The sequence below is a fragment of the Cyclobacterium sp. SOCE241 genome, assembly GCF_056867545.1.
Genome location: NZ_CP149779.1, coordinates 1,460,341 through 1,484,664, shown reverse-complemented (window position 1 = coordinate 1,484,664; position 24,324 = coordinate 1,460,341). Strand labels below are relative to the sequence as shown.

15 protein-coding genes and 3 pseudogenes are annotated in these 24,324 nt (G+C 37.4%); 4 read left to right on the top strand and 14 right to left on the bottom strand.

Annotation, left to right across the window (positions count from 1 at the left end):
* Window positions 1-168 precede the first annotated feature (168 nt).
* Complete coding sequence (locus WG932_RS07275) at window positions 169-1,122, top strand: YihY/virulence factor BrkB family protein (RefSeq protein ID WP_014022609.1); 954 nt, start codon at window positions 169-171, stop codon at window positions 1,120-1,122.
* A gap of 397 nt (window positions 1,123-1,519) precedes the next feature.
* Here the strand turns inward: WG932_RS07275 and WG932_RS07270 are convergent, their stop codons facing one another.
* The 6 genes and pseudogenes from WG932_RS07270 to WG932_RS07245 form a co-directional block, all read right to left on the bottom strand.
* The gene (locus tag WG932_RS07270) at window positions 1,520-2,287 is read right to left on the bottom strand and encodes an SDR family NAD(P)-dependent oxidoreductase (protein ID WP_014022608.1); all 768 of its coding nucleotides are present in this window, start codon (window positions 2,285-2,287) and stop codon (window positions 1,520-1,522) included.
* Between the two features lie 265 nt (window positions 2,288-2,552).
* Window positions 2,553-2,768, bottom strand: coding sequence for a hypothetical protein (locus WG932_RS07265; protein WP_014022607.1), 216 nt, complete (start codon window positions 2,766-2,768; stop codon window positions 2,553-2,555).
* Between the two features lie 101 nt (window positions 2,769-2,869).
* Complete coding sequence (locus WG932_RS07260; RefSeq protein WP_014022606.1) at window positions 2,870-3,568, bottom strand: TetR/AcrR family transcriptional regulator; 699 nt, start codon at window positions 3,566-3,568, stop codon at window positions 2,870-2,872.
* 43 nt (window positions 3,569-3,611) lie between these two features.
* Window positions 3,612-4,900, bottom strand: a pseudogene (gene tyrS, locus WG932_RS07255) (tyrosine--tRNA ligase).
* Between the two features lie 175 nt (window positions 4,901-5,075).
* Window positions 5,076-6,422, bottom strand: a complete 1,347-nt coding sequence (locus WG932_RS07250; protein WP_483087475.1) for a M56 family metallopeptidase — start codon at window positions 6,420-6,422, stop codon at window positions 5,076-5,078.
* Between the two features lie 3 nt (window positions 6,423-6,425).
* Complete coding sequence (locus tag WG932_RS07245; protein ID WP_014022603.1) at window positions 6,426-6,782, bottom strand: BlaI/MecI/CopY family transcriptional regulator; 357 nt, start codon at window positions 6,780-6,782, stop codon at window positions 6,426-6,428.
* Window positions 6,783-7,013: 231 nt separating this feature from the next.
* Between WG932_RS07245 and WG932_RS07240 the strand changes: the two genes are divergently transcribed.
* From WG932_RS07240 to WG932_RS07230, 3 genes are all read left to right on the top strand, one after another.
* Window positions 7,014-8,396: an AGE family epimerase/isomerase gene (locus tag WG932_RS07240; protein WP_483087474.1), complete on the top strand. Its 1,383-nt coding sequence runs from the start codon at window positions 7,014-7,016 to the stop codon at window positions 8,394-8,396.
* Window positions 8,397-8,611: 215 nt separating this feature from the next.
* Entirely contained in the window at window positions 8,612-12,034 is a 3,423-nt protein-coding gene (locus WG932_RS07235; RefSeq protein WP_483087473.1) for a HEAT repeat domain-containing protein, read from the top strand.
* 229 nt (window positions 12,035-12,263) lie between these two features.
* Window positions 12,264-15,521, top strand: coding sequence for a HEAT repeat domain-containing protein (locus WG932_RS07230; RefSeq protein WP_483087472.1), 3,258 nt, complete (start codon window positions 12,264-12,266; stop codon window positions 15,519-15,521).
* An 88-nt stretch (window positions 15,522-15,609) separates the two neighbouring features.
* Here WG932_RS07230 and hisB read toward each other — a convergent pair whose 3' ends face one another.
* The 8 genes and pseudogenes from hisB to WG932_RS07190 form a co-directional block, all read right to left on the bottom strand.
* Window positions 15,610-16,725, bottom strand: coding sequence for a bifunctional histidinol-phosphatase/imidazoleglycerol-phosphate dehydratase HisB (hisB, locus tag WG932_RS07225; RefSeq protein WP_483087471.1), 1,116 nt, complete (start codon window positions 16,723-16,725; stop codon window positions 15,610-15,612).
* Window positions 16,722-17,792, bottom strand: a complete 1,071-nt coding sequence (gene hisC / locus WG932_RS07220) for a histidinol-phosphate transaminase (RefSeq protein WP_014022598.1) — start codon at window positions 17,790-17,792, stop codon at window positions 16,722-16,724. Before hisC ends, hisB begins: the two co-directional genes overlap by 4 nt.
* Window positions 17,793-17,795: 3 nt before the next feature.
* Window positions 17,796-19,086 (bottom strand): annotated as a pseudogene (gene hisD, locus WG932_RS07215) (histidinol dehydrogenase).
* Window positions 19,087-19,175: 89 nt separating this feature from the next.
* Complete coding sequence (hisG, locus tag WG932_RS07210) at window positions 19,176-20,036, bottom strand: ATP phosphoribosyltransferase (protein WP_483087470.1); 861 nt, start codon at window positions 20,034-20,036, stop codon at window positions 19,176-19,178.
* A gap of 606 nt (window positions 20,037-20,642) precedes the next feature.
* The gene (locus WG932_RS07205) at window positions 20,643-21,581 is read right to left on the bottom strand and encodes a Rossmann-fold NAD(P)-binding domain-containing protein (RefSeq protein WP_483087469.1); all 939 of its coding nucleotides are present in this window, start codon (window positions 21,579-21,581) and stop codon (window positions 20,643-20,645) included.
* A 528-nt stretch (window positions 21,582-22,109) separates the two neighbouring features.
* Window positions 22,110-22,456: pseudogene (locus WG932_RS07200) on the bottom strand (translation initiation factor); the annotation flags it as partial.
* A 19-nt stretch (window positions 22,457-22,475) separates the two neighbouring features.
* Window positions 22,476-23,327, bottom strand: a complete 852-nt coding sequence (locus tag WG932_RS07195; protein ID WP_041934832.1) for a universal stress protein — start codon at window positions 23,325-23,327, stop codon at window positions 22,476-22,478.
* A gap of 79 nt (window positions 23,328-23,406) precedes the next feature.
* A complete protein-coding gene (locus tag WG932_RS07190; RefSeq protein WP_149392911.1) occupies window positions 23,407-24,312 on the bottom strand; it encodes a 1,4-dihydroxy-2-naphthoate polyprenyltransferase in 906 nt (301 codons plus the stop codon).
* Window positions 24,313-24,324 lie beyond the last annotated feature (12 nt).

The following is a 24,324-nucleotide window of genomic DNA, read 5'->3' as shown; positions in this document are numbered from 1 at the left end:
GGTGACAATGTTCACTCCAAATCCTATTTCATGATTCGGGGTCAATGGTGAATGTATCATTGGGTTGTACCGGTATGCTCAATAAGATTACCTTTTATTTGGGCTTAGGTAGGAAAATAGGAATGGTTTTTGGTACAATTCTCACGAAAAAATGTAGGCAATAATTATATGATAAAAAGTAAAATAAAACGGCTGAAAAAGTATTCCGTATTTGAAATATTAATAGATGGGGTAAAAGATTTTGGTAAAAATGATTCTTTTACCTTTGCTGCTTCCACTGCTTTTTATACAATATTTTCACTACCTGCCTTATTGATCATTATTTTAAATATTGCCTCGGTAATTTTAAATGAAGAGACAGTAAAGGAGGAATTATTGGCTCAGGTCTCTAAAATGATGGGTTCTGAAAGTGCCGCAACGCTGGAAGATGTAATGTCCAATGTATCTGTGACCGGACAAACCATGTACGCACGGATTATAGGTATAGGAGTTCTTGTATTTTCTGCAACCACCGTTTTTGTAAGTTTACAAAATAGTATCAATCATATTTGGCACATCAGATCAAAACCGGAAAAGGGATTTTTAAAATTTTTAATGAATCGTTTCTTAAGTTTTTCAATGGTTGCTTCCATAGGCTTTCTGTTATTGGTATCTCTTCTAGCAGATGCATTTATTGTTATCTTGTTAAATTATTTTTCCGGAATTTTTGAGAATAGTACCTTAAGGTGGGCCTCGGTAATCAATTTTTTAGTTACTCAATCCATATTTGTTCTTGTGTTTGGATTAATGTATAAGATCCTCCCCGACGCCAAAGTAAAGTGGAAGGATGTATGGTTAGGTGCTTTTGTGACGATGTTGCTTTTTGGCTTGGGAAAATATTTAATTGGCCTGTACATAGGTAATGCAGATGTAGGCAGTTACTACGGTACTGCAGGTTCACTGGTAGTGGTATTGATTTGGGTATATTATTCAGTGCTTATTTTTCTTTTTGGGGCCCAATTGACCTACTATATTGCTGAAAATATTGGAGGGCATGTTACACCCATAAAAGAGGCTGTGAAAGTCAAAATTATTGAAATAGAAGAAGAAAGTGATGAAGAAAATGAAGCCTCTGAGAAATAGAAGTGAAAACTGAAATACTGGATGTGTCCAATTCTAGATTTAATCCGAAATATGCATTAGACAATCTATTAGGTGCTGGATTCGATTCAAATTCAACCACTTCGTTGCTTCTTTTGATTTCACAATAGCGGTGCTATCCCAAAACTTTCCAACAGCCTTATCTTGTTGCAAGATGGCAACACTTCTCGTAAACGCGGGACAGGTATCACCCATGTCCATTGACAGGACGGAGAAATCCTACTAAAATATCCTGGTTTAATCAGGTAAAAACTCAAAGGTATAGGTAAAATTAAAGCCATAAAATTAGGATTTTATGGCTTTAATTTTAAAAACTTTGGTGAAATCTGTACTTTAGATTTCGATCAATAATATTCTCGCAGAGTTATATAGAATTAAATTACGCTTGAAATCCTCCATCTACAGTAAATACACTTCCTGTAGTATAACTAGAAGCTTGAGAGGCCAGAAATAGGGCCATGGAACCGATTTCGTCTTCTTCTCCAATTCTTTTGAGGGGGAGTTCACTTAGAAATTTTTCTCTAAGGGCTTGATTTGACCACAACACTTCCGAGAACTTGGTTTTAATCAAGCCCGGGCAGATGGCATTTACTCGAATATTATAAGCTCCCCATTCTTTTGCAAAAGCTTTGGTTAAGGATACCAGTGCCATTTTACTCACACTATAAAGGCCTAAGCCTTTCTCTGGAGATAATGCGCTAATTGAGCTTATATTTATAATTGATGCTGCAGAAGATTGTTTCAAAAAGGGAAGACTTAATTTTGACAGCTCATAAGGTGCTTTAAGGTTTACGTCCAAGATTTTGTCAAAAACGCCTAAGTCTGTATCCTCTATAGCCCCATAAACCGGATTTGTAGCTGCATTATTAACAAGTATATCGATCTGACCATATTTATTTACGGTCTCTTCGATCAAGTTTTTACGGTCATTTTCATAACCTATGTTATTGGCAACGCCCATGGCTATGTATCCCTTTTCCTTTAGTTTGCCAATAGCCTCATCTAGTCGTTCTTGGTTTCTACTATTTATCACCACTTTGGCTCCTGCCGCAGCAAAAAAATGGGCAATTGAAAAACCAATTCCACTACTTGCGCCCGTAATTATAGCGACTTTTCCATGTAATGAAAATAGTGAGCTTAAATCCATATAAATTTCGTTTTAGGAAGTCAAAACTGTGTCTAGTCAAATTTAAAATTTAAAGCCGAATTATCCAACAGAATTTTATTTCCTTAGTTTCCTATTAAGGAGAGTTGAGCTTGATTTTTAGTTAATAATCCTCAATTTTTCTTATAGATCAGACCAATTGTGTTATTGTCTCTCCGGACAAATGTGAAATATAAATAAGTCTTACTCAAAGCGTTGAATTGAGAGACAAAGTTTTTAATACCCTATTGAATGATTTAAAGCCTATTTAGGAATCGTTTTGCCGGCTTTTCAAGTCCCTCTTTACATTTTCACCCTCTTGTTGTTTTTCAATATTAGTAACCTCTTTACCCAAAACCTCTTTGGCTGAAATTTCTTGTTCAGCATCACCATTGAGTTTTTTGGTTTTGAAAATTTTATTGTAAAGTAAAAATATTGCAATTACAATTGCTACAATTGTTAAAGCTCCAATTAATAAATCCATAGTATTTTCTTTAGTTTATTGTACATTATAGAACAATAACAATGCCTAAAGTAAATATTAGTCGGATAATGGGATTTTAACCTTAAAAAAATATATCTCCCCTAGAAAAGATTACCTTGCACCGGTTGAGATTTTACCGGGCTATTTGTTCCTTTCAGAATTTCAAATAGAATTTTGTTGAAGCCATTTTTCCAACTTTCTGCGTTGATTTTAATGTCATTTGGTTCAAGATTTACTGAGCCGGATAACCTACAATACCCAATTAACATGCTCCAAATGGTATAGAAGGTGCTGTCTGCTTGTAAATCAGGACGCATACTTCCATCTTTGATCCCTTGTGAAATGGCTTTAATACCAATTTTTGCCAAATCGTTATGGCTTTGGAGCAATTTATTAAAATATTGACTTTCCAAAAGCAAAGGGTTTACTTTATCCTGGTCTTGCTGATACAATTCCAAAACTGATAGGAAGTAGAGAATGGCATCATGAAATACTTTCTTTTCTTGAACAAAAAGAAAATAGCCATTGACCAAGTCAGTCATTACTTCTATGCCTGTCTTGTCTTTTCCTTTGCCGAAAGATTTATTGAAGACCTCTTTTAATTCCTCGATCCCTTTTTTAGTGATAGCCATGTAAAGGTCTTCCTTACTTTTATAATAAAAATAAACAAGACCTTTACTAATTTTAGCCTTTTTAGCTACGTCTTCTACTTTGGTGGCATGGAGACCTTTTTCACCAAACAAAACGATGGCGGATTCAAGGATTTTTTTCTCTTTTTGCTGTCTTTCGTAAACGCCCATATGCTATTTTATGCCTATTAATCGTCAATCCCTATTTTAAATTTTATGAAAGCACCTTGATTATATAATAATTTTTCTTTCCTTTTTGTACCAAAAGGTATTTATCTTGGAGTAAAGTCGTCTCCACCTTATTGTTTGGATCCTCTATTTTCTGCTTGTTAAGAGATACTCCTCCTCCTTGAATCATTTTCCGGGCTTCACCTTTAGATTTAAAAATTGTTTGGTCCGTGGTCAATAAATCAAGAGCGCTTTCTGCATTTTCATAGGTAGCTTGATCCATTTCAATCACATCTACACCATCAAAAACCTGAAGAAAAGTACGCTCATCTAAGGTAGCCAAATCTTCGAGCGATGATTTTCCGAAAAGAATTCCAGAAGCTTTAAGGGCCACCTCGTATTCTTTTTCACTGTGAACCAGAATGGTGATGTCTTTTGCCAAGGCTTTTTGTAAAGCCCGAAGATGGGGCGCTTCTTGGTGCTCTTTCTCTAAATCCTCAACAGTTTTTTGGTCCAAGGTGGTGAAAATCCGGATGTACTTGGATGCGTCTTCATCAGAAACATTAAGCCAGAACTGGTAAAATGCATAAGGGGAAGTTTTTTCTGGGTCTAACCAAACACTTCCACCTTCAGTTTTCCCAAATTTGGTGCCATCAGCTTTCGTAATCAGAGGAACGGTAAGTGCATAAGCCTCTCCACCTTCTTTTTTCTAATCAATTCAGTACCTGTCACAATGTTTCCCCACTGATCAGAACCGCCTAACTGTATGCTGCATCCTTTGTTTTTCCATAGGTAATAAAAATCATACCCTTGAATCAGTTGGTAGGTAAACTCTGTAAATGACAATCCATAGCCATCTTCAAGCCTTCTTTTGACAGAATCTTTTGCCATCATATAATTGACGGTAATGTACTTGCCAACATCCCGGATGAATTCCAAAAATGAAAATTCAGACATCCAGTCATAGTTGTTTACCAAGAGGGCTTTATTTGATGCCTCTGCATCAAAATCTAAAAATTTCTCTAATTGCTTACGGATCCCGGCAATGTTTTGATCCAGGGTAGCCTTGTCCAATAGGTTTCTTTCAGCTGATTTAAAGGATGGATCTCCAATCATACCTGTAGCACCACCTATAAGCGCAACGGGTTGATGTCCTGAACGCTGAAAATGGAGTAAAGTCATTACCCCAACCAAATGGCCTATATGAAGTGAATCGGCAGTGGGGTCGAAACCAAGATAGGCTGCTGCTGTTCCTTTTTGTATATGTTCTTCCAATCCTGCGGTCATGTCCTGTATCATGCCCCGCCACTTTAATTCAGCTATAAAATCATTCATTCTACTTGGCTTTTTATTATGCGTGCGCAAATATAAGGCATCCTGATAAAAGGAAGGAATGAAAAGGGTTTATTAATTTGTTTGCAGGTTTTTTTAACAAAAAGTTCGAAAAATCGAGGAAAGTGCTTTTGGTTGATTTGGAAGAGCGTAGATAAATTTTCTTTTATAAACTATCTTATTTCAATTTAAATCTAAATTCAATTTCAACCGTTTTGCCTTTAAGTTCTTCAATGTTGAGGATTGGAAGATCTTTAATTACTCTTTTGCATTCTTCATACAACCTTGGATGCTGGTTTGATTCATTAATTAGTATGGGTTTTTCTAATGGATTGCTCACAAAGCCGACGATTACAATGTCATCCCTTTTAAAGGGATCACGTTTTAGGTTTCCATCCGGTAAATAATAAACCTCTCCGGCAGGTTGCACTTCATAAACTCCTGTCAATTCACCATTGTTATTTGTTTTAAAATATATAGTCACCAATCCAACCTGTCCAAATTTTTTCGACTCTTCGGGGTACCTTAGCGATTTGGAAAAATACCTAGTCATTTCATCTATAGTAGTAATCTCATTATTAGTTGATTTTCCTTTGACTAATGGGATTTCTGTTGCCATTAATTCTTTTTCCAGACTATCACTTTCTTCGATTGTAGGTGTTTTTTCAGATAAGCCTGCCAACAAGATTAGAAAGATAGGTAGCAGCCCTATTTTCCTTAATTTTGAAAATTTCGATGTGTTTTGAGATTTCATCATGAGGATACGGTTTTTGAGGTTATTAGAATTGAGCTCTGTGAATTGAGGTAAGGCCATTCGATCACTGACCATAGAAATCAATGCCATTTGGTATTTCCTCATATTCGATTTTTCCACTACTTTGGCATCAACTTGGTATTCGAGGTTTAATCTAGTTGCTTTATTGAGCATATAGGTTGCAGGATTATACCAATGGAAGGCTGATAACAATTCAATCATAAATAAATCAATGAAATGCTTCTCCCTGAGGTGCACCTTTTCATGGTCTATTACCATTTTTAAGTCCGGGTGATGAAGGATGTTTTTCCCAATAATGATCTTATTAATGAAGGTAAAAGCGCGAATGTTTTTTTCGGATAAATAGACCGTTTGACCTTCTATTTGGTTTCTTTCTGCTGCTTTGTAAATCTTATATGCTTGAAAGTAGCTTATAACAAATCTTGCAAGACCAATTATTATTCCAATACTATAAATTAAAGTCAATAGGAAAAGCCAATTAAAGGTTTCATCATGACTCGTTTGCTGAATTATTTCACTTGAACTTGAAGTAATTGAATTGATTCCCCTGATATGCACAGTGCTTGTTGAAAGATCTTCCTTGACAGGTATTTGTATCAATGGGATGATATGTGACAATGGGAGAACAAGTAGCAGGTAAATGCGGTTAAATGAAAATTGTTTATACCTCTTTAGCAAAAAATGGTAGGAGAGGTACATTACATTGGTAGAGATCGATACCTTCAATAAATATATAAAAAGAGCCTCCATAACTTATTTAGATTGTATTAATTTGATCAATTCTTCAACTTCTTTTTCATCCAACTCTTCCTCTTTCACAAAGGCTGCAACAGCACTGGGAAAAGAATTGTCAAAGTATTGGCTAACAATTTCTTTCATGTAAATTTTACGGTAGGCTTCTTTCTTAAGTAAAGGATAATATTCGTAGGTATTTCCATAGGCATTGAATCCAACGATTCCTTTTTCCTGCAAGACCCTTATAAGAGATGAAACGGTGTTGTAATGTGGCTTAGGATCCGGGTATTTGGCTACAATGTCTTTTACAAAAGCTTTTTTAAGTTGCCAAAGGATTTGCATTAGCTCTTCTTCCTTTTTGGTTAACTTTTCCATACTGATTCGAATTATAAATTTATATAAATATACAACGGGTTTTTCAGTTTATCAATTGTTTTACCAGTTTAATAACTAAATAGTTAAATAAAAACCAGTTATTCAACTTTGAACTGTTTTGAAATAGGCTTTCCATTTTAGATTTATTTCCTTTATCGCCTTAAAATTTACTTTGTTGGAAATCCCAAAGAATGAAATTAAATTTAAGTAATTATTTAAACCCAAAATTTCATGAAGTTTCTCTCCCTTGTAGTTATTGTGATTACCTGTCTTGTACAACCAATTCTTGGCCAAAAATCCGAAAGAATTAAATTGGCAGATGAAATGGCTTACTCCATCAATAATGAATTAATCAATCACTGGTACCCCAAGGCCTATGATACCCAATATGGAGGTTATATTAGCTCTTTTGATGCTGCATTTAATCCTACTGAAGATCAGGACAAGATGATTGTTTCACAAGCCAGACATTTGTGGACTTTGTCTAAAATGATAGAAAGAAGTCCCGATACAAAACATTATTATGAAGGTGCAAAGCTTGGATTTACGTTTTTGAGGGATAAGTTTTGGGACAAGGAAAATGGCGGTTTTCATACATTACTTAGTCGGGAAGGAAAAGTGAAATCGAGTGGAATTGGTCCCAAAACAGCCTATGGCAATGCCTTTGGCATATATGGATTGGCAGCTTATTATAAGGTTACTTCAAACCCTGAGGTACTAGAACTGGCTAAGAAGGCCTTTTATTGGCTAGAAGAGCACAGTTATGATCCGCAATTTGGAGGTTATTTCCAATCCTTGGCTTTGGACGGTACAGTTTTGAAGCGTGACAGTAACACAGCCTCTACCGCTACTATTGGGTACAAGGATCAAAACAGTAGTATTCATTTATTGGAAGCTTTTACTGAATTGTATGGAGTTTGGAAAGACCCCTTGTTAAAACAGAGAACTAAAGAATTACTTGCCATTATTAGGGATAAAATCGTACAAAATGAGGGGTATTTACAACTGTTTTTATTTCCAGATTGGACGCCGGTAAGTTTTAGAGATAAAGGAAGAGATGTTATAGAAAAGCATCATTCCATAGACCATGTATCTTATGGACATGATGTAGAAACGGCTTATTTGATGATGGAAGCCTCTCATATTTTAGGACTGGAAGAGGACTATGAAACTTGGGAGATTGGAAAGAAAATGGTAGATCATTCTCTCAGGTATGGTTGGGATAATGAAGTGGGAGGTTTTTACGATGGAGGTTATTATTTTCCCGGTGAATCGAAGCCTGAAGTGATGAAGGATACAAAGAATTGGTGGGCACAAGCTGAAGGCCTAAACAGCCTTTTGATTATGGCAGACCTTTACCCGGATGATTCATTGAACTATTTTGAAAAATTCCAAATCCAATGGGGTTACATACAGCGGTATTTAATTGACCATGAGAATGGAGAATGGTTTCCCGGTGGCTTAGATAAGCAACCGGATTTAAAAAATGCTAGGAAGGGACAAATTTGGAAAACCGCTTATCACAACTTTAGGGCCTTAAATAATTGTGAACAGAAACTCAGAGACCCCTCACACCTTGCTTTGACCATTAAAAAGGGTAGGAATGGACATTAACAGTAGATTCTAATCTTTGTAAAAATTTAATTTTTCACTTATAATCTTTTCCTTATATTTCTGGACTGGTATATAAAGATATATTGCAAAATAGTATCGGATATATGCCTTAACAAAGGAGACCTAATTCTTAATTTTTGAAGATAGTTTTCCTTTATCTTCTGTTTTTTTCTATTGTAGTAAAAGCAGACTTCCTAAATTATTAATTGTAAACCATGAAGCAATTGACAGTTAAATACCCTCTTTTTTTGAGTTTCTTTTCCATAGGATGTTTTTTTATTTTTCTTGGTTGTGGCTCAAAGGAAGAACAAGACCTAAAAATAACCAAATTTAACGCTTTAGAAACCCAAACGTGGGCTGCAGAATTGGAAGAGCAATTGAAGCCTGAAATAGATTCAGGTTTGTTTGTGAAGGTTTGGGCATCAGACTCCATGATTTTTGATCCCATTTCAATTGATTTCGATGAACAAGGAAGGTTGTATTACAGCCGAACCAATAGACAGAAAAATTCAGAGCATGATATTAGAAGACATCAAGATTGGGAAATAAGGTCCATCGGATTACAAACCATAGAAGAAAAGCGTGCATTTCTCCGAGATGAATTGTCCCCAGAGAACAGTCATAAAAATGAATGGTTAAAAGATGTCAATGGGGATGGATTTCACGACTGGAAAGACATGGCTGTGGAGAGAGACCATATTTATCGTGTTGAAGATACAGATGGAGATGGTTTGGCAGATGAATATCAGTTGGTATTTGATGAGTTATATGAGGAAGTGACAGATGTGGCAGGTGCAGTAATGAAGCATGGTGATGAATTATTTGTAGGGGCTGCTCCTGACATGTGGCGGGTGAGTGAGGATCCAAAGACAGGATTGGCATCCAAGAAAGTTTCTATTTCTCATGGCTATGGACTTCATATTGGTTTTGGTGGACATGGAATGTCAGGTTTGGAAATGGGACCTGACGGTAGAGTTTATTGGGGTATTGGGGATATAGGTTTCAATGGAGTGGATCAAAATGGGATTGAGCATAAGTATCCGAATAGGGGAGTAATCGCTCGTTCTAATCCTGACGGGAGTGATTTCGAAATTTTTGCAATGGGTGTCAGAAATACCCATGAGTTCGTTTTTGATGATTATGGAAACCTTATCAGTGTTGACAATGATGGTGACCATCGTGGTGAAAGTGAACGGCTTGTTTATTTGGTTGAAGGCTCTGATACCGGCTGGAGGATCAATTGGCAATTTGGTAAGTACAGAGATCCAAAAAACAATGGGTATAAGGTTTGGATGGATGAAAATATGGCTAAACCCAGACAGGATGGACAAGCGGCCTACTTTCTTCCACCCTTAAAAAACTATATCAATGGTCCTACAGGTATGTTATACAATCCCGGAACTGCATTAGGAGAAAGGTGGAAGAATACTTTTTTTGTAGCCGGTTTTTCAGGTAATCCGGCTAGATCTGGTATTTATGCATTTAAGTTAAATCCCAAAGGGGCAGGTTTTGAAATGACGGAGTCTCAAAAAATCTTAGGAGGACTACTGCCTACCGGAATGGATTTTGGCCCGAACGGTGCCCTTTATTTTGCCGATTGGATTGATGGTTGGGGTACCAAAGACAATGGAAGAGTATGGAAGCTTGAAGATGCAATAGGAGTAAATAGCCAAATAAGGAAAGATACAGAGATTTTGATCAGGGCTGATTTTAAAAATAAAGATAAGGAAGACCTTGGGAATTGGTTGGGCCACCCTGATCAGCGTGTGCGCCAAAAAGCCCAGTTCGAATTGGCCAAAAGGGGCAGCGAAGGGTTGGAAATTTTTAAGGAAAAACTAGCCGCAAATAATGAGCAGTTAGCTAGAATTCATGCCATCTGGGGAATTGCTCAGTTGGCTCGATCGGGGGAAGAAAATGCCGGCGATTTATTACTTCCTTTACTGGAAGATTCGGACTCAGAAATCAGAGCACAAGCGGCAAGATGGTTAGGGGACATAAGATATACCCTTGCAGCAAACGCAATAATTCCACTTCTTAAAGACAAGGCTCCACGCGTACAATTTTTTGCAGCGGAAGCTTTGGGAAGAATCAAAGCTCAAGCTGCTGTTCAACCAATCATAGGTCTTTTAGCCAACAACAATGATGAAGATGTTTATATTCGGCATGCCGGAAGCTTGGCCCTGGCAAGAATAGGAGATCTTTCAGCAATTGCAGCCTTGCACAATCACCCTTCTAGGGCTGTGAGGGTGGCTGCGGTAGTAGCTTTGCGACGGATGCAAGCTCCGGAGGTAGCATTATTTTTAGATGATCAGGAAGAATACATATTGGCTGAAGCAGCCAGAGCAATTAATGATGACTTTTCTATCGAAGAAGCTTTGCCTAATTTAGGGGAAATTTTAAATAGGAGAGGATTAAGTTCTGAACCATTACTCCGAAGAGCAATCAATGCCAATTTGAGGGTTGGTAATGCAAAATCCTTAGGCTTAGTGTTAGATTTCATAGGTTTGGAATCTGCTCCCGAAGAAATGAGGATTGAGGCCATCGAAGCTTTATCAACTTGGGACAGCCCATCATTGCTTGACAGGGTTACGGGAAGGTTTAGAGGTGAAATGAAGCGAGACCTTCAAGGCATTAGCGCTATGGCCTCCGATCCATTAATGAAATTAACAGCCCATACCAATTCTGAAATACGAAAATCAGCAGTGGCTGCTATCGGAAGCTTAAAAATTTCAGATGCTTCAGATAAATTGTTAAGTCTATTAAAAACAGACAAGGTAGCTGCGGTCCGAGAAGCTGCTATCAAGGCTTTGTCCAATATTGATTCTGATGAAATAGAAGTTGCATTGGAATTGGCAACTACAGACCAAGACAAAAGTGTTAGGATAGCCGGCTTGGCTATTTTGGGAGAGCTGGACCTTTCCGGAAATACTGCAGCCAACTTGTTGGAAAAAGTTACATTGAACCAAACATTAGAAGAACGGCAAGCAGCTATAACAGCTTTAGGAAAAGTAGATTCAACTTATGCTGTTCCAGTTTTTATCCGATTGCTAGAGGCCATGAAAAATAAAAGTTTGCCTTCTGCCGTTGAATTGGAATTAAGTGAAGCACTTGAGACATTAGGGAATGAAGCTTTGTTGACAAAATACAATTCCATTATCTCGGAAATGTACGAAGGTGATGTAATGGCAAGTTATAATAGTAGTCTATTTGGAGGAGATAAAATAGAAGGTAGAAAGATTTTCTTTCAAAACCAGAGTGCTCAATGCATGCGATGTCATTCTTACGATGATTTTGGAGGTAGTGCCGGGCCTCGATTAAATGGTGTCGCAAAAAGATTGAGTAGAAAAGAATTATTGGAGGCTCTTGTGGCTCCAAGTAACAAAATAGCCGATGGTTATGGTGCTGTTAGCTTAAAACTAAATGATGGTAAAAGCGTTTCAGGTATAGTAGTCAAGGAAAGTGAAAACGATATTATTTTAAAAATAGGCAATGAACCTGAAAAGAAAATATCCAAAGATAATATAAAAGAACGTACCAATGCCTTGTCTTCCATGCCGGATATGAAGGCGCTATTGACCAAACGAGAGATTCGTGATTTAATTAGCTTTTTGGTTACTTTGGATAAAGAAGATCACTAGCCTATTTCAGCCACGATTAGTAAAACTATACCCGTCTTAATATATAATGAATGTCCATGTTGAGAAATATTAAATTGAAAAAGCCTTATAAAATTTTTAATTTTTTCCTTTATGTTTTATTATAGGTTTATACTTTACCGCATGTAAATCAGATGAAAAAGCGGTTCCACTACAAGTAAAATCACTATCGAAAGCTGAGGTAAATCAACAAGCCAAAGCCATTGAAGCTTTGGTAAATCCCGAATTTCACCAAGACTTAAAATTGGATTTATGGGCAGTTGATTCTTTGGTGGCAGATCCGATTTCTTTGCAGATCGATGATTTTGGTAATGCCATCTATTCTAAGACGAATAGAAGGAAAATTTCTGAGTTTGATATTCGAAGTCATCAAGACTGGGAAATAGCCTCTATTGGTTTTAAAAATGTAGCAGACCGTAAAGCTTTTATCCGTGAAGAACTATCTCCTGAGAATAGTGAAAAAAATGAATGGCTTCCTGATATCAATGGGGATGGCTCTCATGACTGGAAGGACCTTACCATTGAAAAAGAGAATGTGTTTGAGGTAAAAGATACCGATGGGGATGGAAAAGCGGATCAGTCTCTTTTAATAGCAAGTGATTTTAATGAAGAAACTTCAGATGTTGCCGGGGCAGTATTAAAGTATGATGACGCATTATTTGTAGGTGTAGCCCCTGATCTTTGGAGAATGACTGATACCAATGGTGATGGATTGATGGACAAAAAAGAATCATTGGCGCATGGTTTTGGTGTTCATATTGGCTTTGGTGGACACAATATGTCAGGTCTGAAAGTGGGGCCTGAAGGTAAAATATATTGGGGAATTGGAGACATTGGTTTTAGTGGTAAAGATGATAACGGGAAGCTTCTGGATTATCCCAATTGCGGAGTGATCGCACGTGCAAATCCTGATGGATCAGATTTTGAAATTTTCGCTTATGGGGTGAGAAATACTCATGAATTTGATTTTGATGAATACGGAAACCTTATCAGTGTAGACAATGATGGTGACCATAAAGGCGAAAGTGAACGCATTGTTTATTTGGTAGAGGGCTCAGACACTGGCTGGCGAATTAATTGGCAGTTTGGTAAATACCGTGATCCAAAAAATAACGGGTATAAAGTGTGGATGGATGAGAAAATGCACTTGCCAAGAAATGAAGATCAAGCAGCCTATTTTATTCCAACCATCGCTAATTACATCAATGGACCTACCGGTTTCCAACATAACCCCGGTACCGGTTTAGGAGAACAGTGGAAAAATAAGTTTTTCGTTGCTGAGTTTGGAGGGAATGCTGCCAGGTCAGGAATCCATGCTTTTGACCTGAAACCAAAAGGTGCCGGATTTGAGATGGGAGAGACCCAACAGATATTAACAGGGATTTTGGCCACAGGTATGGACTTTGCTCCGGACGGAGCATTGTATTTTTCAGATTGGATTGATGGTTGGGTGAATAAGGGGTATGGAAGAATTTGGAAATTTACAGATGAAACTTCTAATTCAGCCATTAGAAAACTAACTGAAACCCATTTAAGTAAAAACTATTCCGAATTATCGATTGAAGAATTAAAAGATTTGCTGGGCTTTGAAGACCAACGGGTAAGGCAAAAGGCACAATTTGAATTGGCCAAAAGAGGGGCTGAAGGAATGGAAGCATTTAAGGCAGCGTTGGCCCATACAGGCAATCAGTTGGCTAGGGTGCATTCCATTTGGGGCATTTCTCAACTAGCCCGAGATAATTCTGGTTATGCAGAGGCATTGATCCCTTACTTGACAGACAAAGATCCTGAAATAATAGCCCAAGCTTGTAAATGGCTTGGAGATTTAAAATATACAAAAGCGGCAGGAAATATTCTGCCATTGCTTGATTCTGAGGCGCCGAGGGTTCAATTTTTTGCTGCGGAAGCATTAGGGAAATTGAAGCATCAAGCAGCATTTGAACCAATGGTGAAATTGTTACAGGACAATGACAATGAAGATTTATATATTAGACATGCAGCAAGTCTGGCGCTTTCCAGATTGGCTGAAGCTTCTACAATTGCTGATTTGTCCAAGCATCCGTCTGAGGCTGTTCGTCTAGGAGCTGTTATTGCGCTAAGAAGATTGGGCGATCCGGAAATTACCTCATTTTTACAGGACGAAAATGAATATATTGTAGCAGAAGTAGCCAGAGCAATCAATGATGATTTCTCGATTGAAGCAGCCATACCGGAATTAGGAAAAATATTGACCACTACTCACTTTTCTTCTGAGCCTTTATTAAGAAGAGCTATTAATGCCAATTTGAGATGGGGAACAGAGGAAGGCTTCAACAACTTATTGAGCTATGCAAATTCATCTCAGGCTCCTGAGGCCATGCGTGTGGAAGCCATAGCCGCCTTAAGCACTTGGACCTCGCCATCTGTGCTTGATAGAGTTGATGGATGGTATAGAGGAGAAATCACTAGAGACATAATGGCTTTCCAAACCTCAGCTGCTGAAATTTTGATGGACCTGAGCAAAGACGGAAGCAGGGAAATTAGGGAAGGTGCAGTTCTGGCCTTAGGGGAATTAAAGATTGAAGCTGCCAACCAGCATTTACTTACCGTATTATCAAATGACAATGATGCAGCTGTAAGAGCAGAGAGTTTACGGGCTTTGGCCAAAATCCCCGGTTCACCCATGGACAAGGCCGTGGAAAAGGCGCTTTCTGATAGCCAAAGAAGTGTGAGGGTAGCTGGTTTAGATTTATTGGAAGAATTGACCATTCCGGATGAAAGAAAAGCGGCCCTATTGGACGAAGTAATACAGAAAAGGACGGTTGAAGAGCAACAGGCGGCAGTTAACACATTGTCCAGACTTGATCAAAAAAGTACCAAAGATATTTTCGAAAAATTATTGACTCAATATGAATCGAATAAATTGCCTCAAGCCATAGAGTTGGAATTTTTTGAAGCCATGGAAACCAGAGAAGATGCCCAATTGAAGGAGAGGTACAATAAAGTGCATGAGAACATGTCTCAAGATGATTTATTGGCTTCATATAGTGGAAGCTTGTATGGTGGAGACCTTGTGAAAGGGAGAAAAATTTTCTTTCAACATGCCACTGCGCAGTGTATCAAATGTCATGCTTATGATGATTTTGGTGGAAATGCAGGGCCTAAATTAAATGGTGTAGGGGCAAGACTTACCAGAGAACAATTACTTGAAGCATTGATTGATCCAAGTAAAAGGCTTGCACCGGGTTTTGGGGTGGTTACACTTTCTTTAGATAACGATAAAAAGGTTGCAGGAATAAAAATGGATGAAACTGAGCAAAGCATAACCTTGAAAATGGGAAATCAGCCTGACACTCTTATTATGAAAAATCAGATATTGGAGAGAAAAGACGTGCCTTCCAGTATGCCTGATATGAAACAGTTTTTAAGCAGAAGAGAAATCAGAGATTTGGTTAGTTTCTTGGTGACTTTGGAAGAGGACTTTAATTGATGATCGGAAAGGTATTCATTTAAAAAGCAGAAGGCCCCAATTTCATGAGGCCTTCCGCTTTTGTATTAACTGAGAATGGAAAGTGTAATTATAAAGTGCCTTTGGTACTTGGAAGTTGATCCAAAGCATCAAGGTCTTTCTTTACTGCCATTTTAATTGCCCTTGCCAGGCCTTTAAATATGGCTTCTATTTTATGGTGTTCATTGTCACCTTCAGCCTTTATATTCAAATTACATTTAGAAGTATCACTAAAAGACTTGAAGAAATGATAGAACATTTCGGTAGGCATATCACCAATTTTTTCACGCTTAAATTCGGCTTCCCAAACAATCCAAGGACGCCCTCCAAAGTCAACAGCAACTTGAGCCAGACAATCATCCATAGGGAGTAAAAACCCATATCTATAGATGCCTTTTTTATCTCCCATTGCTTTCAGATAAGCTTCGCCAAGAGCCAACCCTGTATCTTCTATGGTATGGTGTTCATCTATATGTAAGTCTCCCTCTACCTTTATCTCTAGGTCACAACCTCCGTGCTTGGCGAGTTGATCCAGCATATGGTCAAAAAATGGTAGACCGGTACTAATACTGCTGTTTCCTGTGCCATCGAGGTTCAATTTAATGTCTATATTGGTTTCGGCTGTTTTTCTCACCACCTCTGCCTTCCGGGGAGGAAGCTTCAAGAATTCATAAATCTTATCCCAATTGTCCACCGATATATCCGCAGCTTTCACCGCTTCTTTACCAAAAAAGATAGATTTTGTACCTAGATTTTTGGCTAAGGTTACATCGGTCTCTCGGTCTCCAATTACAAAGGAATTCTCCAAATCATAATCCCCGTTAAGATAAGCAGTAAGTAAAGCAGTCCCTGGTTTTCTAGTAGGGGCATTTTCATGCTCAAAAGTCTTGTCTATATGAATGTCTTTGAAAAACACACCCTCTTGTTCTAGTGTTTTAAGCATTTTGAACTGGGCCGGCCAGAAAGTCTCTTCCGGAAATGAATCTGTCCCCAAACCATCTTGGTTGGTTACCAAAATTAATTCAAATTCTAGATCTTCTGCAATTTTAACCAAGTTGCTGATTGCCCTAGGGATAAATTCAAGTTTTTCCAGACTGTCTACCTGAAAATCAGTAGGTGGTTCTTTAATAATGGTACCATCCCTATCTATAAATAATAGCTTTTTTTCATGCTTTAATTTGTTCAAGTGGTTTTCGTATGGACTTGTAGGACCTCTTTTAAGGCCTGAATAAATTGCTTGTTTTCCTCCTCATTTCCTACCGTTATACGCAAACAATCCTCACAGCGTTGAACCTTTGATCGGTCCCTTACAATAATCTTTTCTTCGATCAATTTTTGATATACTTGGCTGGCATGGGGTACTTTTGCCAAAAGAAAATTAGCTGCTGAAGGATAAACTTTTTCAACTTCAGGAATCTCTTCCAAAGCCAAAATTAATTTCTCCTTTTGAACCAAGATTTCCTTCACCATGTCTTCCAACAGCTTTGTGTTACTCAAGGCATTTAGCACCGTTTCTTGTGTCAATCCACTAATATTATATGGAGGCTTTATTTTATTCAGAATACCAATTATCTCCTTCGAGGCATAAGCCATTCCCAAACGTAATGCTGCCAATCCCCACGCTTTGGAAAGTGTTTGCATGACAAGCATGTTTGGATAATGGTTTAGCTCTAAACTGAAACTAGGTTCATCACTAAAATCAATATATGCTTCGTCAATCACTACCAAACCATCAAAATTGGTCAGGATTTGATAGATGGATTGGCGGGAAATTTTATTTCCACTAGGATTATTTGGGGAGCAGATAAAAATAATTTTCGTGCATTCATCTACAGCTGCCAAAACCTCTCCCACCTCAATCTCGAAAGAAGTGGAAAGAGGTACTTTTTTAGTTGCTATATCATTTATACCTGCACTTACTTCATACATCCCATAAGTAGGGGGCATGATTATCACATTATCTAATCCCGGTCTGCAAAAAGCCCTAAATAGCAAATCTATTGCTTCGTCACTTCCATTACCAAGAAATATATTGGTAGGAAGTACTTGTTTTAGCTCACCTATTTTTTTCTTTAATTCTGACTGATAAGGATCAGGGTATCGGTTAAAAGCTTGCTCAGATACTGAGCCTATCGCATTTTCATTGGCATCAAGAAATATCCCTTCTTTACCTGTATATTCATCTCTGGCGGAGGAATAGGGCTTCAATGCAGCAATGTGTGGCCTTAGCAATTTCTGAAGATCAAATGCCATTTCTTACTTGTCTTTTTTTCGGTAATTCAAACGGATGCTTACTGCTTGTTTGTGCGCCATAAGCTGTTCGTTTTCAGCCATGACTTCTATAACAGGCCCCAATTCTTTTAACCCTTGCTCGGTGATTTTTTGATAGGTAATCTTCTTTACAAAACTGTCTAGGGAAACTCCTGAAAAGCTTCTCGCGTAGCCATTGGTGGGTAAGGTGTGGTTGGTGCCTGATGCATAATCTCCGGCAGACTCAGGGGTGAAATTGCCTATAAATACAGAACCGGCATTAACAATTCCTGCCACTGCTTTGTCCTCATTTTCAACATTGATAATTAAGTGTTCGGGAGCATATTCGTTGATTAGCTCCAATGCTGTTTCCATCTTATCAATGACAACCGCTAAGCTATTTTTCAATGCTTTTTCAGCAGTTTTTTGTCTTGGAAGTTCCTTCAGCTGTTGGTCTACCTGTTCCATTACTTTATTTACAATGGTCTCAGAAGGACAAACCAACACTACTTGACTGTCTGCACCGTGCTCTGCTTGCGAAAGCAAATCTGCTGCAACGAATGCTGGAATGGCAGTTTTATCTGCATAAACCAGCACTTCGGAAGGGCCTGCAGGCATATCAATGGCTACTCCCTTTTTGGCCGCCAATTGTTTTGCCGCAGTAACATACTGGTTTCCGGGGCCAAATATTTTGTCAACATTGGGAACGGATTCTGTACCATAAGCTAGTGCAGCAATGGCTTGAGCACCCCCAGCTTTGATTACCTTAGTAATGCCAATCAGTTTGGCAGCATATAAAATAGCCGGGTGAACTTGCCCTTTTGGGCCGGGAGGTGTACAAAGTACAATCTCTTGACATCCTGCCAGTTTTGCAGGTATGCCAAGCATCAATACTGTAGAAAACAATGGAGCCGTTCCTCCGGGTACATATAAGCCTACTTTTTGTATGGCAACACTTCTACGCATACAGGTGACCCCATCCATTATTTCAGTACTCAAGTCCGGAGTTTCCTGAAGCTTGTGAAATTTTTCAATATTGGATTTAGCCGTCTTTATGGCACTCTTTAGTGTTTTGTCGACATGCTTTCCTGAATTTTCTATTTCCGAAGGATCTACTACTATCGATTCTATTTCCACATGATCATACTCGAAAGCAAATTTACGTAAGGCTTTGTCTCCTTGCCGCTTTACTTTTTCATGATCGGTTTCACGATCTTTTCTATGTCCTTTGTTTTTTGAACAGGCCTTGCCAGTTCTTTTTCCAGCTTTTCTTGCTAGGATTTACCAGGATTTTCATACGCTTTGAAATTTGTAATGGGAACAAGTTCTTCCTAGGTATTGTATATTGTATGGGAAGAGATTTGTTTATCAGTTTACAATCGATTCCTATATTAGCATTTTCTCAATGGGAACAACCAATATACCCTGGGCTCCTGCATTTCTTAATTCTTCAATATTCTCCCAAAATTGATCTTCACTAATGACCGAATGAACAGAAGACCAACCGGCTTCAGCCAAAGGCAATATGGTAGGACTTCTCATTCCGGGGATTAGAGATAAGATTTTATCCAAAGAATCGTTCGGCGCATTTAGTAAAACATACTTGTTCTTTTTGCCTTCTTGGACAGCCCCCATCCTAAAGAGTAATTTCTCAACTGTAGCTTGTTTTTCAGAAGTGATGTCTTTATTGCTAATAAGAACAGCCTCAGATTGAAAAATTTCCTCTACTTCTTTAAGGCCATTCATCATTAAAGTGGACCCTGAACTCACAATGTCACATATCCCTTCAGCAAGACCTATGCTAGGTGCGATTTCAACAGAACCACTGATTTCATGGATGTCAGCATTTATGTTTACCTTTTTCAAATAATTTCCAAGGATTTTAGGGTAGGAGGTGGCAATGTTTTTACCCTCAAAATAATTAATTCCCGAGTATTCTTCTCCTTTTGGAATTGCCAATGACAGTCTACATTTTGAAAAGCCTAACTTCTTTAACACATTGACATTTTTATCTTTCTCTACCAGCTCATTTTCGCCTACTATACCCAAATCAGCAATGCCATCTGCTACGTATCCTGGGATGTCGTCATCTCTTAGGAACAAAAATTCAATCGGAAAGTTGGTGGATGAAGACTTTAATTTACCTGTGCCGTTATGAAATTTAATGCCACACTCTTTTATAAGTTTAAGAGAATCGTCACTTAGGCGACCACTTTTTTGAACGGCAATCCTGATAATGTTTTCCATGGAATAATGTATACAATAAATACTAGAATATATTTCGTTTGATTATTTCCCCTGGGTAAGGGATGAAAAGGAGGGGAATTGCTATTAGGAGCAATGATGACCTGCATGATGCATAATTGCATTCGCCGGAGATAAAAATATTGTGTTATTGAAGAAACTTCCTGATGTCATCATAGTATTGCAAATTTAGTCAGCTATTGCAAACTTGCAAAAAAAAATGGTGATTACTGCGATAAAAAAAGCCTCTTTTTGAGAAGTTTAGTAAGGAGGAAAGTAAAGTCTTACTTTAAGCTTCCAATTTGATCCAATACAGAAAGATTTGTCGTAACTTTTATCCAACCTGCTTAAGGATGCTTTACTTTACTTAAGATTTTTAAGTTATAAGATGAAAAAATGCATAGGTTTTTCAGAGATAGTAGGGCGAGCATTTCCAATTTGAAAGCTAATTGACAAAGCAGCTTGGCGCTTAATTCAAAAAAAACACGGGATAAACCCGTGGTAAAAAGTAATATTTATGTTTTGGCTTAACCAGTGAAAAGTTGAAAATTTCTTTTGAATTATTGCCGAAAGCTTTAATTACAAAGCCCAAAGATTATTTAAAAAGGATTAATTATATTGATAAAACTCGTTGACAATTTTATCGTAGTTGATGATATCCTTGTATTGAGTATTCCGTTTGATTTTTTCAATGGATTTTTTTAGTAAAATTTTATTTCTTTTATGATGGACCAAATCAAAATTTGATAAGGGCTCATTAGAAGTTAAAACCTTTGAATATTCAATTTGGTTTACGTTTTCTTTAAGATATGTTTTTATCAGCCCCAACATTTTTTGCGCTTTCTTATTATCGATCCAGTCAAAGAATTTTTGATTCTTTTTAATAACTAGAGGTTTGGCTTTTTTCAACCATTTTTTATTGATTTCCATCTTTTGCTCAATTATTTTATAAATGTCAGTAAGGTTAAATGGTATAACTTGGTTATAATCACTTAAAACTGATGTTATAGTGCTCTTAATAGATAAATCAATAAAAATCTTGGTGTCAAGAAAATCATGTTTAAAATAATATGATGGCAAAAATCGATCTGCATCCTCTAAAGTAGAAATTAGAATATCATTCTCACCTATTACATTTTCAACTTTATTCAAAGGTTCAAAAGTAAAATTGTTCAATTCTTTTCCTTTAAAATTAAGGCATGAAGTTATGCTTTTGTCTACTATTGTGATGTTCCCATAGCCTTGGTTGGAAAGGTTTCGGTATATTCTTTTGCTCAATGCGTTGAATCCAATTATTGCAATTTTAGGTCCCCTTACGTTATTTACCAATTCAGTCAGTAAATCGGAAACAATATAGGAGATGGAAAAATTGGGTAATTGATAATCCGCTTGTTCTTTAAGGAGCTTATCGGTACTAATTAGGTTATCCCACCATTGCTCCAAATATTCACCGATCATTCCACTTTCAGCAGCAAAATCATAGGCTTTGGAAAATTGAGGAAATAGGGGTGTGGTGCCATAGTTTGATGCCTGTACCCCAAAACACAATTCGGATAGATGAATAAATAATTTTTCTTCATCTGATGTCTGGTTGAATTCACTTTTGATGGGTAGTACATTACCCCCTTACAGTCAGCTACTGCTTCAAAAATTTTGTCCTCCAAATCAAAATTACTGTAGTATAAAATTTCTATCCTTTCGGGGAGTGATAAAATAAAAGATTCTTGAATTTCCGGCCATGACTTCAGCTCCAGCATCAACTGTTTTGTTTCCTCGAAGTCTAAATAAAACGCGTCGCTTTTTAAATTGTATAAATTTGTACTAAAGCTCATTAATCTAAACTGTCCCATCATGCCTTTCTATATTTATTGTTTAATGTTAAAAAACTTACGAATTCTAACATTCACCGGATTTACCGGCTAATAAAAGTTTGTACTCAAATGTAAAAATTATATAGAAGCGACTAATAAATAGTCGATTAACCTAGAAACATTGTCGGTTAAATTGTCAATTTCGTCGGTGAAATATTTTGTGGAAATGCTTTAAGGAACCACGATTTTAAAAAAAAATCCGGAATTATCCTCCGGACTTTTTGGCTTTATAGCCCATACCAATCAAATAATCAATTACTTTATCTCTTTGATCCCCTTGAATAAGGATTTCGCCATCTTTGGTATTACCTCCAACGCCACATTTGGCTTTTAATTCTTTACCCAAAGATTTTAAATCTTCTTCCTGACCTATAAATCCAGCTACAAGGGTTACTTGCTTTCCACCTCTGGACTTTTTATCCAACATTACTTTCAAATTTTGCTGCTTGGGTGGAAGAGTAGTTTCATCCCCGTCGTTTTCCAGATCAAAATCAAAGTTGTCAGCGGTAGAATAAACTACTCCATCTCTTTTTTCCAATCATTACTTTTTTTCTACCCATTTAATGTCAATTTATTTTTTGAATTTCATTGTCCAAACCGGCTTTTTTGAACTGTTGACCACATCCTCGGCTATACTTCCTCCCAAAAGATGTAAAAAACCTGTTCTACCATGTGTAGCCATTGCAATCATGTCTGCATTTACAAAATCTGCAAATTCATTGATACCTTCTTCTTCGCTATCTCCATTGAAAATATCTATTTCTGCATTTTCCAGCTTGTTTTCTTTGATAAATTCATTGATGTTATTCATTGAAACAATGGTTTTTTCAAAAGAATTAGGTGTATTGATTTTTACAAGCCTAATTTGGGCACCTAATAATTCTTGCAAATATTTCAGTTTTTTGATTACCTTTTTGCTATTGTCGCTGAAATCACTTGCGAACACAATCCTCTTGATGTCATCAGCACTGACTTTCCCTTTTACTGTAATGACAGGGCAATTTGAGTGCCTAACCACCTTCTCTGTATTTGATCCAATCAATAATTCTTCCAGACCGCTTGACCCCTTAGAACCCATGATTACCAAATCTGCTTTTACCTCAGCTATTTCTCCGGCTATTCCGGCATAAGGATTTCCAAAAGTCAAATTTGTGCTGAATTGGTAGGGCTTTCCGGCATGTTCTTGTTCCAACTTCTTAAATTGTTCTTTTCTTTTATTGGTTAAATCAACCATATAAACTTTATCCATAAAGTTTTCTCCCATGGTTACTTCACCCATTGTATTGAAATTCTGAGAAGTTGGAATTTCTAGAATATGTATAAGCTTGAGATTGCAAGCAGCTTTGGTAGCTATTTCTTGTGCAAGTTCAAAGGCATAATTAGCCTCTTCTGAAAAATCATAAGGTACTAAGATACTTTTCATAGACATGATGCTGTTTAAATTAAGAAACAATTAAACTATATAAAAGTAAACAATTATGAGGACAAAAAAGATCGATGAACTAAAAAATCAGCCAACCAATACCAAAAAACAAAACACAAAATAAAGTGGACATTGCCATGACTTTTAAATAAGGATCTAGTTTTTCAGGAGCTTCAAATTTAGCCACTGCCCATCCGGTTTTTAATATGGAAGGTGCCATCAATAGATAAGCCAAAGCTCCATAGGCATGTTCTATGATTACAAAAAGCAGCAATAAAACCAAGGCACTAATGATTAATCCCCAGTGATAGTTTTCTGCTGCTTTTTTACCAATTCTAACAGGTATGGATAGCTTTCCTGCTGCTTTATCTGATTGGATGTCTCTAATATTGTTGATGTTTAATACGGCTGTACTCAATAAGCCTATAGCCGCTGCAGGCAACCATAAAGTTGGGTCAAAACTAAGGGTGTGTAAATAATAGGTCCCCATGACTCCCACACAACCAAAAAACAAGAACACTGAAATGTCTCCTAATCCTGCATACCCATAAGGCCTTTTACCGGATGTATAGGCTATGGCAGCAATAATGGCTGAAATTCCTATACCTAAAAAAAGTAAAAATAAATAAATATCTTCTAAGGCAAGATACAAGAGAAACAACCCACTAAATAAAGAAAGAATAGAAAATAGGATAACCGCTACTTTCATTTCAGCCGGTTTGATAAGCCCGGATTGCACAGCTCTAATAGGACCCTGCCTGCCTTCATGGTCTGCGCCATTGATACTGTCACCATAGTCATTGGCCAGGTTAGACAAGATTTGTAAAAGAGTGGTGGTAATAGCTGCCATGATCAATACCGACCATCTAAACCCGGACTTCTGGTATGCGATAAAACTTCCCATAAATATACTCGATAATGCTAAAGGAAGTGTTCTCAGTCTAAGGGCGTGAATCCAAGCTTGCTTTTTGGTGAAAATGGTCAATTTTAATTGGTT